At 62.4% G+C, this 14,349-nt stretch carries 10 protein-coding genes and 1 tRNA gene; 10 read left to right on the top strand and 1 reads right to left on the bottom strand.

The window, feature by feature from the left end:
- Nucleotides 1–224: 224 nt before the first annotated feature.
- Nucleotides 225–298 (bottom strand) — tRNA-Gly (locus J2X34_RS02995).
- A 159-nt stretch (nucleotides 299–457) separates the two neighbouring features.
- Here J2X34_RS02995 and dcd point away from each other — a divergent pair.
- From dcd to J2X34_RS02945, 10 genes are all read left to right on the top strand, one after another.
- Nucleotides 458–1,045, top strand: coding sequence for a dCTP deaminase (gene dcd, locus J2X34_RS02990; RefSeq protein ID WP_114721457.1), 588 nt, complete (start codon nucleotides 458–460; stop codon nucleotides 1,043–1,045).
- Nucleotides 1,046–1,808: 763 nt separating this feature from the next.
- Complete coding sequence (locus tag J2X34_RS02985; protein WP_114721458.1) at nucleotides 1,809–3,365, top strand: sugar transferase; 1,557 nt, start codon at nucleotides 1,809–1,811, stop codon at nucleotides 3,363–3,365.
- Between the two features lie 103 nt (nucleotides 3,366–3,468).
- Nucleotides 3,469–4,797, top strand: a complete 1,329-nt coding sequence (locus tag J2X34_RS02980) for a UDP-glucose dehydrogenase family protein (protein ID WP_114721460.1) — start codon at nucleotides 3,469–3,471, stop codon at nucleotides 4,795–4,797.
- Nucleotides 4,798–4,937: 140 nt separating this feature from the next.
- Nucleotides 4,938–5,897 carry a glycosyltransferase gene (locus J2X34_RS02975; RefSeq protein ID WP_429516076.1) on the top strand — a complete coding sequence of 320 codons (960 nt, stop codon included), beginning with the start codon at nucleotides 4,938–4,940 and terminating at the stop codon, nucleotides 5,895–5,897.
- Between the two features lie 57 nt (nucleotides 5,898–5,954).
- The gene (locus J2X34_RS02970) at nucleotides 5,955–6,998 is read left to right on the top strand and encodes a glycosyltransferase (protein WP_114721464.1); all 1,044 of its coding nucleotides are present in this window, start codon (nucleotides 5,955–5,957) and stop codon (nucleotides 6,996–6,998) included.
- A complete protein-coding gene (locus J2X34_RS02965) occupies nucleotides 6,995–8,470 on the top strand; it encodes a lipopolysaccharide biosynthesis protein (RefSeq protein WP_429516075.1) in 1,476 nt (491 codons plus the stop codon). Before J2X34_RS02970 ends, J2X34_RS02965 begins: the two co-directional genes overlap by 4 nt.
- A gap of 66 nt (nucleotides 8,471–8,536) precedes the next feature.
- Entirely contained in the window at nucleotides 8,537–9,586 is a 1,050-nt protein-coding gene (locus tag J2X34_RS02960) for a polysaccharide pyruvyl transferase family protein (RefSeq protein WP_114721468.1), read from the top strand.
- On the top strand, nucleotides 9,586–10,848 hold the full coding sequence (locus J2X34_RS02955) for a glycosyltransferase (RefSeq protein ID WP_429516074.1): 1,263 nt from the start codon (nucleotides 9,586–9,588) through the stop codon (nucleotides 10,846–10,848). The genes J2X34_RS02960 and J2X34_RS02955 overlap by 1 nt, the downstream gene beginning before the upstream one ends.
- Nucleotides 10,845–12,242 carry an O-antigen ligase family protein gene (locus J2X34_RS02950; RefSeq protein WP_114721472.1) on the top strand — a complete coding sequence of 466 codons (1,398 nt, stop codon included), beginning with the start codon at nucleotides 10,845–10,847 and terminating at the stop codon, nucleotides 12,240–12,242. The genes J2X34_RS02955 and J2X34_RS02950 overlap by 4 nt, the downstream gene beginning before the upstream one ends.
- On the top strand, nucleotides 12,239–14,290 hold the full coding sequence (locus tag J2X34_RS02945; RefSeq protein WP_429516073.1) for an acyltransferase family protein: 2,052 nt from the start codon (nucleotides 12,239–12,241) through the stop codon (nucleotides 14,288–14,290). Before J2X34_RS02950 ends, J2X34_RS02945 begins: the two co-directional genes overlap by 4 nt.
- Nucleotides 14,291–14,349 lie beyond the last annotated feature (59 nt).

The raw sequence follows: 14,349 nt of genomic DNA, 5'->3' as shown, positions 1-14,349 counted from the left end.
GCCTCGCTCTCAAGATGCTGGCGATAGCGCGCGAGTGAGCGAAAATGGTGCTGGGTGAGCGCTCCTACCCGGCCGACTCTGCGGCGCCCGGTCGTCCGTATCGGGAGAGTCCCTGGAGTGGTTGGAATCGGTGAGGCTCTGACCAGCTGACCTTGCTGCGTGTCGCTGCCAGGTTCGGGGTGGGCCACCGCGTACTTGGTGCGTTTGCGGAGGAGAGAGCCGTCTGGAGCCGATGACGGGAATCGAACCCGCGTATTCAGCTTGGGAAGCTGATGTTCTACCATTGAACTACATCGGCATGCAGGGGTTTTACCGTGATCCGAGGATCCGGCCCTGCAAGCGGCAACTGTAGCAGAAGCCTCCGCGTGCGTGTTCGATGCCACTGAGTGTCCTGGTGTCGGCCGGCGATCGCCGAGGTCCGCGCCCGTCACAATGGTCGCCCCGGTAGCCTCTTGCTGTGCTGCTCTCAGATCGTGACATCCGTGCCGAGATTTCCTCCGGACGACTGGGCATCGACCCGTTCGACCCCGAGATGGTGCAGCCCTCCAGTGTCGACGTCCGACTCGACGGACTGTTCCGCGTCTTCGACAACACCAAGTACACCCATATCGACCCTGCGCTCCGTCAGGACGAGTTGACGTCGCTGGTCGAGCCGACGGCGGGGGAGCCGTTCGTACTGCACCCGGGGGAGTTCGTCCTCGGATCCACCCTCGAGGTGTGCACCCTTCCCGACGATCTGGCCGGCCGGCTCGAGGGCAAGTCGAGTCTCGGACGCCTCGGCCTGCTCACCCACTCCACCGCAGGGTTCATCGATCCGGGGTTCAGCGGCCACATCACGCTCGAACTCTCGAACGTCGCCAACCTGCCGATCACGCTGTGGCCGGGCATGAAGATCGGCCAACTGTGCCTGCTGCGCCTCACCAGTGCTGCGGAGAACCCGTACGGCAGTTCGGTGGTCGGATCGAAGTATCAGGGTCAGCGCGGACCGACCCCGTCGAAGGCCTACCTGAACTTCGCCACGCATCCGGGCGGCCGTACGCGCTGACCCACGCCCTCGTCGTCCTCTTTCTGAGCGCCGTTGGGATAGTTGAACATTCAGGCATGTGGCGGCTAGGCGTCCGTCGTGTGGGCAGATTCGGCATTCTGCCCGCCATCGTCAAGATGTGATTTCCGACACATTGACATACCGTTTGGTTTGCGCCGCTGGGCGCCATCTCGGCCGCGGTGGTGAATCAATCAAGAGGATCTTCCGTGTCCGTGCGGGGCTGGTCATGCCGCCCCTGTGCGGAGGGAGGGCTTGCCGCGGGCGGCCGAGAAGGCTGCAATGAGGCACTGGGTGCGGATGGTCTTCGCAGGTCGATTCGGTTACCAGAGAGTAGTACCGCTGTACCAGTAGTTGCTAAAAGGTCAGTCTCCCCGTTAATTTCGGGTAGGGACTTTGTTCCCTGATGTGCCGGCATTGTGGACGTTCGTCCAAATCCTCGAGTCCGTGAACCGGACGAATGCCCAACTCTTCCAGTCGGTCTCTTCGACTTTTGGCGAGCATCGGGCCGTGCTAGAACGATTCCGTACAGCTGAGGGTGCAGCGGCATTTCGCACCCGATGCGCATCTGTTCCAGGGGTGAATTCACGACTCGCGCAGGCTCTCCAGTCGGCGGGTCGGGGGATGATCCCGAGCCGGTGTCGTCGCCTTCGTGCGCCGGGCCGGGGGGACTGGGACAGGTGATGCGGACTGTGCGCCTCGACCGTGTCGAGCGCGGAGTTCGGGCTCGACAACAGATCGACCCGTCGGGGGTCATGTCATGTGAATGGTCGATGGAGGTGAAGGCGTGACGGCTTCGCGTTACCTGGAAACGGGAGCCGAGGTGGGGTTGGATGAAGGTCCCGCTCCGCTTCGACTAGTGGATGAAGCTTCTCCGCAACATAATTCGCGCAGCCTGTGGCAGCACTGCTACGTCAGTCGACTACGGATGGTCGACGCGGCCATCGTGGGATTGGCCGTCGCGGCAGCGCAGGTCGTTCGATTCGGAACGGCTACCGAGTCGGTAGCAGCCGGAACAACTTCCGGTCTCAGCTACACGATGATGTCCGTTGCGCTGGCTGGTCTGTGGATCGCGATGCTCGCGATCCACCGCACGCGGTCGACTCGTGTCATCGGCGCCGGCGCCGAGGAGTATCGCCGAATCGTCGCCGCGACGTTCCAACTCTTCGGGCTGATCGGCATGCTCAGCCTGCTGTTCCGTGTCGACATCGCCCGCGGATACCTGGCGATCGCCTTCCCTGCCGGACTCGCCGGACTGCTGGTCGGGCGATGGGTCATGCGGAAGGTCGTCACCTACAAGCGTGCCCAGGGCGACTGCCACACTTCCGTGCTCGTTGTCGGGAGCCAGCAATCCGTGCTGACGATGACGCGAAACTTCGAGCGTGAGTCTTCGTCCGGCTATCGCGTGGTCGGTGTCTGCATGCCCGGCTACGGCTACCGCGAGGACGAGCACGTCGTGGTCGACGGTCGCGAGATCCCGGTGCTCGGTAACGAGTACTCGGTGGTCGATGCACTGCGTGCCTGTGGTGCCGACACTGTGGTCGTGACCGCGACCGAACAGCTTGGTCACGACGGAATCCGCAGTCTTGTATGGGATCTGGAGCCCCTGAACGTCGACTTGGTTGTGGCACCGGGCGTCGTCGACGTCGCCGGACCGCGGCTGGTGATGCGTCCGGTCGCCGGCTTCCCGCTGATCCACGTCGAGAAGCCGCGGTACCACGGCGCGAAGCGCTTCGGGAAGACCGCATTCGACGCGTGCTTCGCGATGGCGGCGCTGATCCTGATCTCTCCGGTGATGCTCGTCGCGGCGATCGCGGTCAAGGCCACCAGCAAGGGACCGGTCCTCTACAAGTCGGAGCGCATCGGGCTCAACGGTCGACCGTTCCCGATGTTGAAGTTCCGCACCATGGTCGACGGCGCCGACAAGCAGGTGACAGCGCTGCTCGGCCAGAACGAGGGCGCCGGTGTCCTGTTCAAGATGAAGGACGATCCCCGCATCACGCCGGTCGGAAAGTTCCTGCGCAAGTACAGCCTCGACGAACTCCCGCAGTTCGTGAACGTGCTGCGCCGCGAGATGAGTGTCGTCGGCCCCCGCCCGCCGCTGCGGCGCGAGGTTGAGGCCTACGACGGCACCGTTCGCCGCCGCATGCTCGTCAAGCCGGGCCTGACCGGTCTGTGGCAGGTCAGTGGCCGCAGTGACCTGTCCTGGGACGAGACTGTGCGACTTGATCTTTCATACGTCGAGAACTGGTCGATGATGCAGGACATCCTGATCGTCGGCAAGACCGTCCGCGCCGTCACGGCCGGCAGCGGAGCGTACTGACCAACTGTCGCGGCTTCCGCGATCCCCGAATCCACCGGCAAATACCGGCGATCGTCCGACGCCGGTATTTGTCGATCACGAAACTCGAAGATTGAGGCAGATCATGAGCACTCCGATGGCGGTATTCGGTACCGGTTACCTGGGCGCGACACACGCCGCATGCATGGCAGAGCTTGGGCACCAGGTTCTCGGTGTGGACGTCGACGAATCGAAGCTGGCGAAGCTCGAGGCCGGCGAGGTCCCCTTCTACGAGCCCGGGCTCGAAGAAGTTCTCAAGCGCAACATCGAGGCTGGTCGGTTGCGGTTCACATCGTCGTACGAGGAAGCCGCGGAGTTTGCGGATGTGCACTTCGTCGGTGTCGGAACCCCGCAGAAAAAGGGCGAGTTCGCGGCAGACCTGTCGTACGTCGACGCGGTGATCGACACGCTGGCACCGCTTCTGAAGCGTCCTGCGGTGATCTTCGGCAAGTCGACGGTTCCCGTGGGTACGGCCGCGCGCCTCGGTGCGCGTGCCCGCGCGTTGGCTCCGGCCAAGGACGCGGTCGAGGTTGCGTGGAATCCGGAGTTCCTCCGTGAGGGATTCGCGGTGCAGGACACCCTCCATCCCGACCGTCTCGTTCTCGGACTCGATCGGGAGAAGCCTGGCCGCGCGGAAGAGGTTGCGCGGGAAGTCTATGCGCGTCTCCTCGACGAGAAGATTCCATTCCTTGTGACCGACTTGGCAACCGCCGAGCTGGTGAAGACCTCGGCGAACGCCTTCCTCGCGACGAAGATTTCGTTCATCAACGCGATGGCCGAGGTCTGTGAGGCTGTCGATGCCGACGTCACGGTCCTCGCGGACGCAATTGGTCACGATGCGCGGATCGGGCGGCGGTTCCTGAACGCAGGCCTCGGGTTCGGCGGTGGGTGTCTGCCCAAGGACATCCGCGCCTTCATGGCCCGCGCCGGTGAGCTCGGCGCGGATCACGCGCTGACCTTCCTTCGGGAGGTGGATGCGGTCAATATGCGTCGGCGCACGCGTATGGTCGAGATGGCGCGAGAGGCATGTGGCGGCAACCTTCTCGGTACACGGGTTGCGGTTCTCGGCGCGGCCTTCAAGCCGGAGTCCGACGACGTACGGGACTCTCCGGCGCTCAACGTAGCCGGCCAGATCCAGCTCCAGGGTGCAACCGTCACGGTGTACGACCCCAAGGCGATGGAGAACTCGCGGCGAATCTTCCCCACCCTGAACTATGCGGCTGACGTCAATGAGGCCGTCGAGGGTGCGGACGTGATCCTGGTGTTGACGGAATGGCAGCAGTTCCGGGATCTTCGGCCCGCCAGACTGAGCAAGTTGGTTCGGCAGCGCAGCATCATCGACGGGCGCAACTGCCTGCACCCAACCGCATGGCGAGACGCGGGTTGGAACTACCGAGGCATGGGGCGTCGCTGAGCGGTTCGTTGCGATCGGTCTTCTCCTGGAGTGAGCCCCCTTCGGAATGAACCGAGCATCGACTGGATCGATACGTACGCCATGAGCGGTGACGGCTCTTCCGCCGCCGAACACTGCGCGCCTCACTAAGGAGATTACCTGTGACAGAGAAGCATCCACTGGCTCAGCTCGTACCGCCTCAGGCGCGCGTGCTTTGGGTCGCGTCGTCGGGAGGGCACTTCTCGCAGCTGATGCGAATTGCGGATGCTGCTGACGCAGCTGTCGATTCCGATTGGGTTACCTTCGCGAATCCACAGACGTTGGGTGCGCTCGACGGGAAGCGCGCGCACTTCGTGGACTACATCGCACCACGTGATGTGAAGAACGCAGCGAAGGCCGCGCGCTGGGCCGCCGGCCATCTCCGGAACGAGAAGTATGATCTCTGCATCAGTACCGGTGCGGCGCTGGCGGTCTCCGTCCTTCCTGTGGCAGCAGCCCGCGGCATCGAGACGGTATACGTGGAGAGCATTTCTCGTGTCGACGGACCGTCGCTCAGTGGGAGGATGCTGCAGCGTTTCCCGCGTATTCGCACGTTCACCCAGCACGAAGGATGGGCATCGACGAAGTGGCAGTGGAAGGGTTCGATTCTCGACAGCTGGGCCGCCGAGAATCGAGAGACGAGCCGCGAGCCGAAACGATTCTTCGTCACCCTCGGGACCATCCGTCCGTACCGATTCGACAGGGCGATCGACGCAATTCTAGCCGTGCTGCAGCCGGGGGACGAGGTTACCTGGCAGCTGGGCTGCAGCGAGCGCGATGACCTTCCCGGTTCAGTTCACCGTGAGGTGAAGCCCACGGAGTTCCGTAAGCTCGCGCAGGAAGCCGACGTGACTATCACGCACGCGGGTGTCGGTAGCATCCTCGAACTGCTCGACATGGGCATTACGCCGGCCATCGTTGTGCGCTCACAGGACAACGCAGAACATGTCGACAATCACCAACGGCAGATCGCCGCGGCGATGACATCTCGAGGGCTTGCGTTCGAATTGGATCTGGAGCAGCCGTCACGTGGAACCTTGGTGCGTGCTGCGGAGTTCGGCGCCATGAGTGTGTCCGCCTGATATGACGCTGGGGGCAGAGACCCGCTGCGCGGAACGAACTGATGGAGAGCGACAGAAATGACCGAGACTGACCTTCGGCCGAGGATCACGGTGCTCCACGCGTTGGGCAAACCGGACGGAACCACCCGGTATGTCGACCACATGATCGACAGCGCGCCAGAGGAACTGAAGGTTGAGACATTCTCCTGGACCGAAGCTCTGTTCGGTCGATACGATGTTTTCCACATTCACTGGCCCGAGAATCTGCTTCGAGGTCGGCGTCGCGGTGCCGGCGCGCTGAAGAAGCTGATGTTCCTGATGCTCGTGGCGCGCCTGCGGATCACGGGTCGTCCGATCGTCCGTACCGTCCACAATCTCGACCCGCATGAAGACGGCGGCGCGGCCGAGGGGGCACTTCTCAGTTTGTGTGACTCGGTCACGAACGGGTTCGTCCGGTTGAACACGACGACACAACTGCCCGAGGGCAGGTCGTCGACAACGATCCCACATGGACACTACAAAGATCGTCCTGAGTATCAATGTTCGGTCCCTCAGGATCCGACACGACTGCTGTATTTCGGGCTGATTCGCCCGTACAAGGGCGTCGACGATCTCTTGCAAGCTTTCGCTGAGTTGGAATCCGACGACCTGAGCCTTCGGGTGGTCGGAAAGCCTCAGGATGCGGGGCTCGCTGCCCAGATCCACCAGGCTACCGAATCCGACAACAACATCTCGTGCCGACTCGAATTCCTACCCGACACAGATCTGGGGGAGGAGATCGCCCAGGCCATGCTCGTGGTGTTGCCGTACCGGGAAATGCACAACTCAGGCTCCACGATTCTCGCCCTGTCCATGGCGCGCCCTGTCCTGGTGCCCTCGACTCCGGTGAATCGTGCCCTGAAAGACGAAGTGGGTCCCGGCTGGGTGTATCTCTACGATTCTCCCGCACTGGATTCGGAGACACTTCGCAGAATTCTGCACGAGGTGGATACAGATCGTCTGACGAGATCGGGAGAGCCGAACCTGTCCGATCGGGACTGGGGCACCGTGGGTGAGCGACACTATGCGCTGTATCGAGAACTGCTGACCGCGGGCGGCAGTAAGAGTCGCGCACGGGTATGACAGCCGATTCGATCACGGAACGGGAGCCGTCTCTGGGCGCCGTCGCAGCGCGCGGCGCGGCGGTGACGCTTGCCGGTCAAGCGGTCAAGTTCGGAATCCAGTTCGGCGGAATCATCGTTCTCGCCAGGCTTCTCTCCCCGGAGGCTTTCGGACTGGTAGCCATGGTGACAGCGGTCGTCGGAGTCGGCGAGGTACTGCGTGACTTCGGCTTGTCTTCAGCTGCAGTACAGGCGAAGTCGCTCACGCCAGGGCAGCGGAGCAATCTGTTCTGGATCAACTCCGCAATCGGAGCTGCGCTGTCGGTGGGTGTCGTTCTCTGCGCGCCCTTGATCGCCGGACTGTACGGGGAGCCTCGGCTCGAAGCTGTCGCGCGCGTACTTGCGGTCACGTTCCTTCTGAACGGGCTCACAACTCAGTTCCGTGCGAACATGACCCGGCAGTTGAAGTTCGGGAAGCTCGCGGTTGCCGATATCGTCGCCCAGGCATGTGGGCTCGGGGTCGGAATCGGAATGGCCCTCGGTGGGGCCGGCTATTGGGCCATCGTCGGACAGCAGGTGGCTCAGGCGGTTCTGACGCTCGCACTCACTGCAGTGCTCGGGAGGTGGGCGCCGGGCTGTCCGCAGCGACGTGAAGAGATGCGCGGGCTGCTGTCCTTCGGGTGGAATCTGATGGGCACTCAACTGCTGCAGTACACAAGTAAGAACATCGACTCGGTCATCGTGGGACACCAGTTCGGCGCAACGAGCCTCGGCTACTACAACCGTGCCGGGCAGATAGTCAACGGGCCGCTGAACCAACTGAACGTTCCGGCGTCGACAGTAGCGCTACCGATCCTCTCGCGGCTGCAGGACGATCGCCCGCGCTACCGCAACTTCATCTTGCGCGGACAGACCGCGCTGATGTCGCTGGTGGTCGCGGTGTTCTTGTTTCTGTCGGCCCTCGCGGAGCCGTTCGTGGAAATACTCCTCGGCACCGAATGGCTGGCATCGGTTGACATCTTTCGATTGATCGCGATAGGTGCGGCCTTCCAGGGTGCCAGCTACGCAACCTACTGGGTGTTCACCTCGAAAGGGCTCACGCGGTCGATGCTTCGATATGCGGTGGTCGCCCGTACGATTTCGATCGCGCTGTTGTTCGGTGGTGCTTGGTTCGGTGTCACCGGTGTCGCGGCGGCCTACGCGTTGGGCATCGCAATTACCTGGCCGCTGGGTCTGTACTGGATTTCCCGGATCTCGGACGCCCCCGTGTGGGAGATGTTCACCAATGGTCTGCGAACGCTGGCGGTGTACACGGCGGCCGCCGTGGTGGCGTACCTGGCAGCCAGGTCGCTCTCAAATCCAATAGCGGAGGTGGGCGTGGGTGCGGCCGCTATGGCGGGGGCAGCGGCGGTGATGGCGATCCTGATTCCACGATACCGGGCGGATCTCATTGCGATGAGAGAAATCGGCGGTCTTGTGAAGCGCAGGTTGTGAAATGGCGAACGTCTGGTCGTTTCGAGACCGTTCTGCTGTCGACGATGAACTGAAGGGGCTGGTCGGGTGATCTACTACTGGTGCGCGGGTCAAGACGACAATGTCGGTGACATCATTCTGCGTCGGAGGATGTTGCGCAGCCTTCAGGCTGCCGGCCCGAGCTGTGACATCTATGTAGGCAAGGCGACTCGTGACTTCATCGCAGCTCTCGGTGCTCGTCCGGAGGACAAGATCTATACCAGCTTCGTTCGCTTCATTGCAGTAGCCACGCTTCACAGCCTGCGAAAAGACTGGATGTTCGGATTCAATCCCGGAGAGATCAAGTGCAATCGCAAGCAGAGTGTCATGCATGCACTGCTCATCCCGATGATGCTGATCTCGCTCATCCACGGGAAGCGCTGTGTCCGTGTCGGTGTCGGTGTCGGGATGCACGAGTATCGCCAACTGTGGCGGAACCTGATCTGGGTGACTGTGCTTCTGGCAAAGGTCAACGTCTGGCGCGACGCGGCTTCGAGAGATGTGTTCGGAAAGGGAACCGTCGGCCCGGACTGGGCATTCGATGAGGCATTGGAACAGCCATCGGCGGACGAGGAGTCGTCGGGACGCGGGTTGCTTGCGGTCTCTCTTCGGGCGGATAGTCCAGCCACGAGTCCCGAATGGACCGAGGGCATTCGCGAGCTGGCGCGGGAACTTGGGTTGATACCGACTGTTGTGGTCCAGGTGAAGCGGGACTCGGCGAGAGCGCGTGAATTGGCAGCCGCACTCGAGTGCGAGATCGTCGATTGGATCGACGAGTCTCACACAGACCAGGAGAAGAGGTTGCGATACACGTATCGCAAGTGTGAGGTCGTGGTCAGCGATCGGCTACATGTACTGATCATGGCGCTGACCGAAGGGGCCGTTCCTCTGGGTTTGATGGAACACGAGGACGAGAAGGTTGCGAGACACTTCGCTGCCGCCGGGTTTGACGCCGTCAGTTGGGATGTGCGTGGCTGGGACACCCAGGAGATCGTCATTCGTGGTGCCGCCAGGGCACGCGAGCGGAACGAGATCGAGTTGAGCACCCGTATCGCACAGTCGCGCGTTCGCGCGCTCGATTCAGTAGTGAGGGCCTGATGAGTAACGACGGTCGGTCAGCGACTCTTCCGCACGGCGATCTGGAGGGCCGAAGCCTGGAACCCTCGCCGTCGATTCACTATCTGGTCGGGGGTTTCCGTATATCCCTGGGTGATCAGTCGAACACGCCTGGTCCACGGACTCACATTTTGAACTTTGTGCGGGGACTGTCCCAGATCGGAAGGCGAACCGAGCTGCTGACGGCGTCGTCCTTCCCGATGATGGGCCGATTCACTCAGATCAGGCAGTCCGACTATGCAGGCGCGGACGGATCCAAGATCTGGATCGCCGATGTCGTGCGGGGTGCTGCGGCGGTGTGGTGCGGTGTCAACGTTTTCGTCCGAACGGCGAGACAACCCGCGCCGCAACTCATCTACGAGCGAGTGGCCGTGTTGCAGACGCTGACGAGCTTCCACGCACGTAAGGGATCCGCCGTGCGCGTCGTTGAAGCGAACGGGATTCTGTCCAGAGAAACCGCGCAGGACAGGAAGGTCCTGAAGGCCGAGCGCATTGCGCGGTATCTCGAGCGGCGAGTATTGCGTCGATCCGACATCGTCGTTGCGGTCAGTGAGCGGTTGTGTGACGAACTCGTCGAGTTTGCACGGATCGATCGGGACAAGGTGTTGGTGGTTCCGAATGGCGTTGACGAGAGGTTGCTGGACTACCAGCGTTCGGAGAGTGCCTGCCGTGTAATAGGATTCGTAGGGTCTGTGGTGAAATGGCAGAACCTGGACCAGTTGATTCTGTCCGTCGCTCGCGTGGCGAATGGGGCGAGCGAACCGGTCCGCCTCGAGATCATCGGAGACGGTGCTGAGCTCGGAAATCTGAAGCAGCTGGTGAAGGATGAAGGGCTGTCGGAGCTGGTCTCCTTTCATGGCCGGATGCCACAATCCGCCGCGTTCGAAGTGATGACGGCGTGGGACGTCGGGATCGCGGGTCACCAGAAGTCGTCCAGCCAGTCGATGTATCACAGCCCCCTCAAGCTGTACGAGTATGCGGCGCTCGGACTGAGCATCGTCTGCACCGAATCCGCCGACGCCGAGTCCTTGGCGCGTTCCGGGGCCGACATCCACATGTTCTCCGACACGGTCGAGTTCGAGGCAACACTGAAAGAACTGGTCGGCGGAGCCAGGCGCTCGAGCGGCGATATCGAGCTGAGTCGAGCAGCAGTTGTGCGCGATCATGCCTGGAGTACGCGTGCGACGGCGGTGCTTGATCGAGCCGGTCTCATCCCACAGAGTGACAAGCGGCCGGCGCGATGACGGTCCAGACCTTGGACATCCGCTCGGGCGATCGTCCAGCCGAACCCACGATCGGACCGGGCGTGGACGACACGCGGCCGGCCGTCAGGTGGGTCGGGCTGTTGCTGGGGGTGGCTGCCGCGGTTCCGGGCGTTCCGGCCCTCGTTCCGGTTCTGGGTATTCGGCCCTGGCACATGTTGGTCGCGGTTGCGATCCTCGTTGCCTGCACGCAGGCCGCCTCCGCCGCTGTGCCGCGGCTGCGTATTACCAGCCTCGATATCGTGGTACTTCTATACACGCTTGCCTCCGTGCTGGCGGAGTACACGAATTCCGGTGACCTCGGATACGGATTCGACCTGGTCGGTGCCGTGACTCCGCTGTTCTACCTTGTTGGCTACATCGCTGCCCGTCTCGTCATCGACAGCAGACAGAGTGCACGTGCCTTCTTGACCTCGTTCGCGGTCCCGGCTATACCCGCCGGAATTCTGTCGGTGCTCCAATTGGGATCGCCGGCCTTCTCCCTCATGGTGCTGAAGATCGCTCCAGGCCCGGGTCTTTCCGAACGCATCGTGGACGGGCGTCTGATCCGGGCAACCGGGCTGGTCGGACACTGGACTGGACTCGGCTTCTACTTCTGCACGGCACTTGCCGCATGCTGCTCGGCGGTCTTGCTCGCCGAGCGGGGACAACGACGGTTCACGCTGCCTCTCGCGGCGGCACTGTTTGCATCTGCCTTCGGAGCTCTCGCGTCGTTGACGTTGTCCGTGCTCGCGACGGTCGCGGTGATCGTCTTGGTGACGCTGTTCGTGATGGGGATCCGTATAAGTCGAGTCGTCGGCCTTGGCGCCGTAGTGTTACTCGGTTACATGCAGTTCGGCAGCTACCTGGACGAACGCTTCACGCAGCAAACCGCCTACCGCCCGGAGTATCTGCCCGGCTGGGTGCCGAACACGATCGCCTACAGGTGGAAAATCTGGACGCAACAGACGATTCCAGCCATCGAGGATCGCTTCTGGACCGGGTGGGGCTCGAGCGTCTACACGGGGCACTGGCGGCCGAGTCAGCTTGTTTGGGGATCGCCCGAGTCGCAATGGTTCGGCACCGCAGTAGCGTCGGGTGTCATAGTGGCGGTTCTGCTCGGTCTGACGCTGCTTGTCGCGCTTCGGTATGTCCTGAGGGGTACGGCCGAACGTCGTGCGCGGTGGAAGCTTCCGATCGGAGCTCTCGTGGTTTCGGCGTTGGTCGCATCGCTGACAGTGCCCGCGTTCACGAATCGTGGTCTGCCGATCGGCCTGTGGGTGTTGTTCGGAGTGGTCCTCGCGCTCGAATTCGCAGCCGATTCGGGAGGCACCGCTGATCGGGGCGGCACCCATCCAACAACGGTCTCGGAATGTGGAAAGGAGTCGTGCCAGTGAGCGTGACCGAAGCGCCGGCACTACCGGCGAAGGTCCAATCTCGGCGAGACTTTCGCGCAGACATCCAGGGCTTGCGGGCGGTCGCTGTCGGAGCAGTCGTCCTCTATCACGCTGGTGTGCCCTGGTTGACCGGCGGATACGTCGGTGTAGACGTGTTCTTTGTGATTTCCGGCTTCCTGATCGGCGGGCATCTGCTCGGCGAGCTCGATCGAACGAACAGCGTCTCGGTGATGCGGTTCTACGCGCGTCGCATACGTCGACTCATGCCGGCTTCGATCTTCGTCGTGCTGGTTACGCTGCTGCTGGCGCGAATATTCATACCGCCACTGGGGTTCGGTGACGTTTCCAAGGACGGAACAGCTGCGAGTCTTGCGGTTTCGAATCTGTGGTTCGCCGTGACGGGCACGGATTACCTGGCCAACGAGGCGCCGTCGGTCTTTCAACACTATTGGTCCCTTGGGCTGGAGGAGCAGTTCTACTTCGTATTCCCTCTGCTGGTCTTGGCGGCGTATCGCATCCTCCGCGGTAATCGACGCGGATTGATGGGCGTGATCTTGTCCGTCACGGCGGCATCATTTGTGCTGTGCGTCGTGTTGACCACGGTGAACCAGCCGGTCGCATTCTTCACGCTTCCCACACGTGCATGGGAACTCGGTGTGGGCGTCTGCTTGGCGGCGGTCGTCGGCCGATTGCGCGGACTCGGGCAGACCAGTGCCGCTGCACTCCAGTGGTTGGGGCTGGGAATCACCCTTACGGCGATCGTCTTCTTCGACCATGGCACGACCTTCCCCGGGGCGATGGCGGCGGTTCCGGTAGTCGGTGCGGCGATGTACATCGCGGGCGGATGTGGGCGACCTGCGGGGCGGCCAAGTTTGATCATGGAGAACGTGGCGATGCAGTTCGTCGGTCGAATTTCCTACTCTCTGTATCTGTGGCACTGGCCGCTCCTGATCGTCCCGGTCATGTACTCGGACCGCCAGTTGACCTGGCTGCAGGCCCTTGGGTTGGTTCTGCTGGCAGTCGTTGCTGCAGTTCTGACAGAGCGGTTCGTCGAGCGCCCATTTCGAGACGCACGTTGGATCGGCGCCTCGCTGGGACGCACGTATGGCTTTGGCGCGGCAACGGTGCTGGTTGCAGTTGTAGCCTGTGTCGCCGCGTCGACTCTTCCCAAGTTGTCGACCGATACCATTGCTACGGAGTGGATCGCGGGGACCCTGCCCGCCGATGTCGCAATACCGGCGGTGGTCCCCGCGAATCTCTCACCTTCCCTTGTGTCTTCGTCGAGTAGCGTGCCCGTGATCTACGCAAATGGGTGCCACGGCGACTTCTCGGCAACCGTGCCGCGCTCGGACTGCGTATTCGGCGACCGAGGTTCCGAACGATCGATCGTCCTCCTGGGGGACTCCCATGCGGCGCAGTGGTTCCCGGCACTCGAAGTAGTGGCATCCACCCACGGTTACCGGCTTGTCACGATGACGAAGTCTTCTTGCCCTGCCGCGGAGGTGACAGTTTGGAGCGATTCGTTGAACCGTCGCTACACGGAGTGCGAGACATGGCGGGAGAACGCTCTGACGATGATCGGCGAACTGGCTCCGGATTTTGTCATCGTGTCGAACTTCCAAGGCCAGAAGCCTGTCGGTGTCGCAGACGCCGACGAAGCCTTCGCCCGCGGGGTCGGTGCTCTACTGAACCAATTGCCGGCGGAGTCTGTTTCGGTTGTGCTCGGCGATACGCCGATGCACGACGTGGCGCCGCCGATCTGTCTTTCAGGTCACCTGTCTTCGACTGCTGAATGCGTCACGAGCGCCGAGCACGCGGTTGCGGCTCGATGGTCACAGAAGGTCGACGAATGGACGACGAAGTCGGGTGGGCGGTTTGTTGATCCCCTTCCCTGGTTGTGCCCGGGAGGTTTGTGCGTGCCGATCGTCGGGAATGTCTTGGTCTACCGTGACAGGCACCATTTGACGACGGAGGCATCGAACCTGCTGGCAGAGCAGTTGAAGAATGCTCTGTACCCGATCGGACTCGCCCACGGGCAGATTCACTGAGGACTGTCCGGATCCTGCTATCGACAACTACGAATGTCCAGATCGAGCGAGGGCTCTGC

This window comes from Rhodococcus sp. BE178, from assembly GCF_050433545.1.
Classification (GTDB): domain Bacteria; phylum Actinomycetota; class Actinomycetes; order Mycobacteriales; family Mycobacteriaceae; genus Prescottella.
This window is presented reverse-complemented; position numbering and strand designations above follow the sequence as displayed.

What these genes read in the sequence shown, in the direction of transcription:
- J2X34_RS02955 (WP_429516074.1), top strand. Translation starts at nt 9,586, where the DNA reads ATGAGTAACGACGGTCGGTCAGCGACTCTTCCGCACGGCGATCTGGAG.
- J2X34_RS02970 (WP_114721464.1), top strand. Translation starts at nt 5,955, where the DNA reads ATGACCGAGACTGACCTTCGGCCGAGGATCACGGTGCTCCACGCGTTG.
- J2X34_RS02965 (WP_429516075.1), top strand. Translation starts at nt 6,995, where the DNA reads ATGACAGCCGATTCGATCACGGAACGGGAGCCGTCTCTGGGCGCCGTC.
- J2X34_RS02985 (WP_114721458.1), top strand. Translation starts at nt 1,809, where the DNA reads ATGGTCGATGGAGGTGAAGGCGTGACGGCTTCGCGTTACCTGGAAACG.
- J2X34_RS02950 (WP_114721472.1), top strand. Translation starts at nt 10,845, where the DNA reads ATGACGGTCCAGACCTTGGACATCCGCTCGGGCGATCGTCCAGCCGAA.
- J2X34_RS02980 (WP_114721460.1), top strand. Translation starts at nt 3,469, where the DNA reads ATGAGCACTCCGATGGCGGTATTCGGTACCGGTTACCTGGGCGCGACA.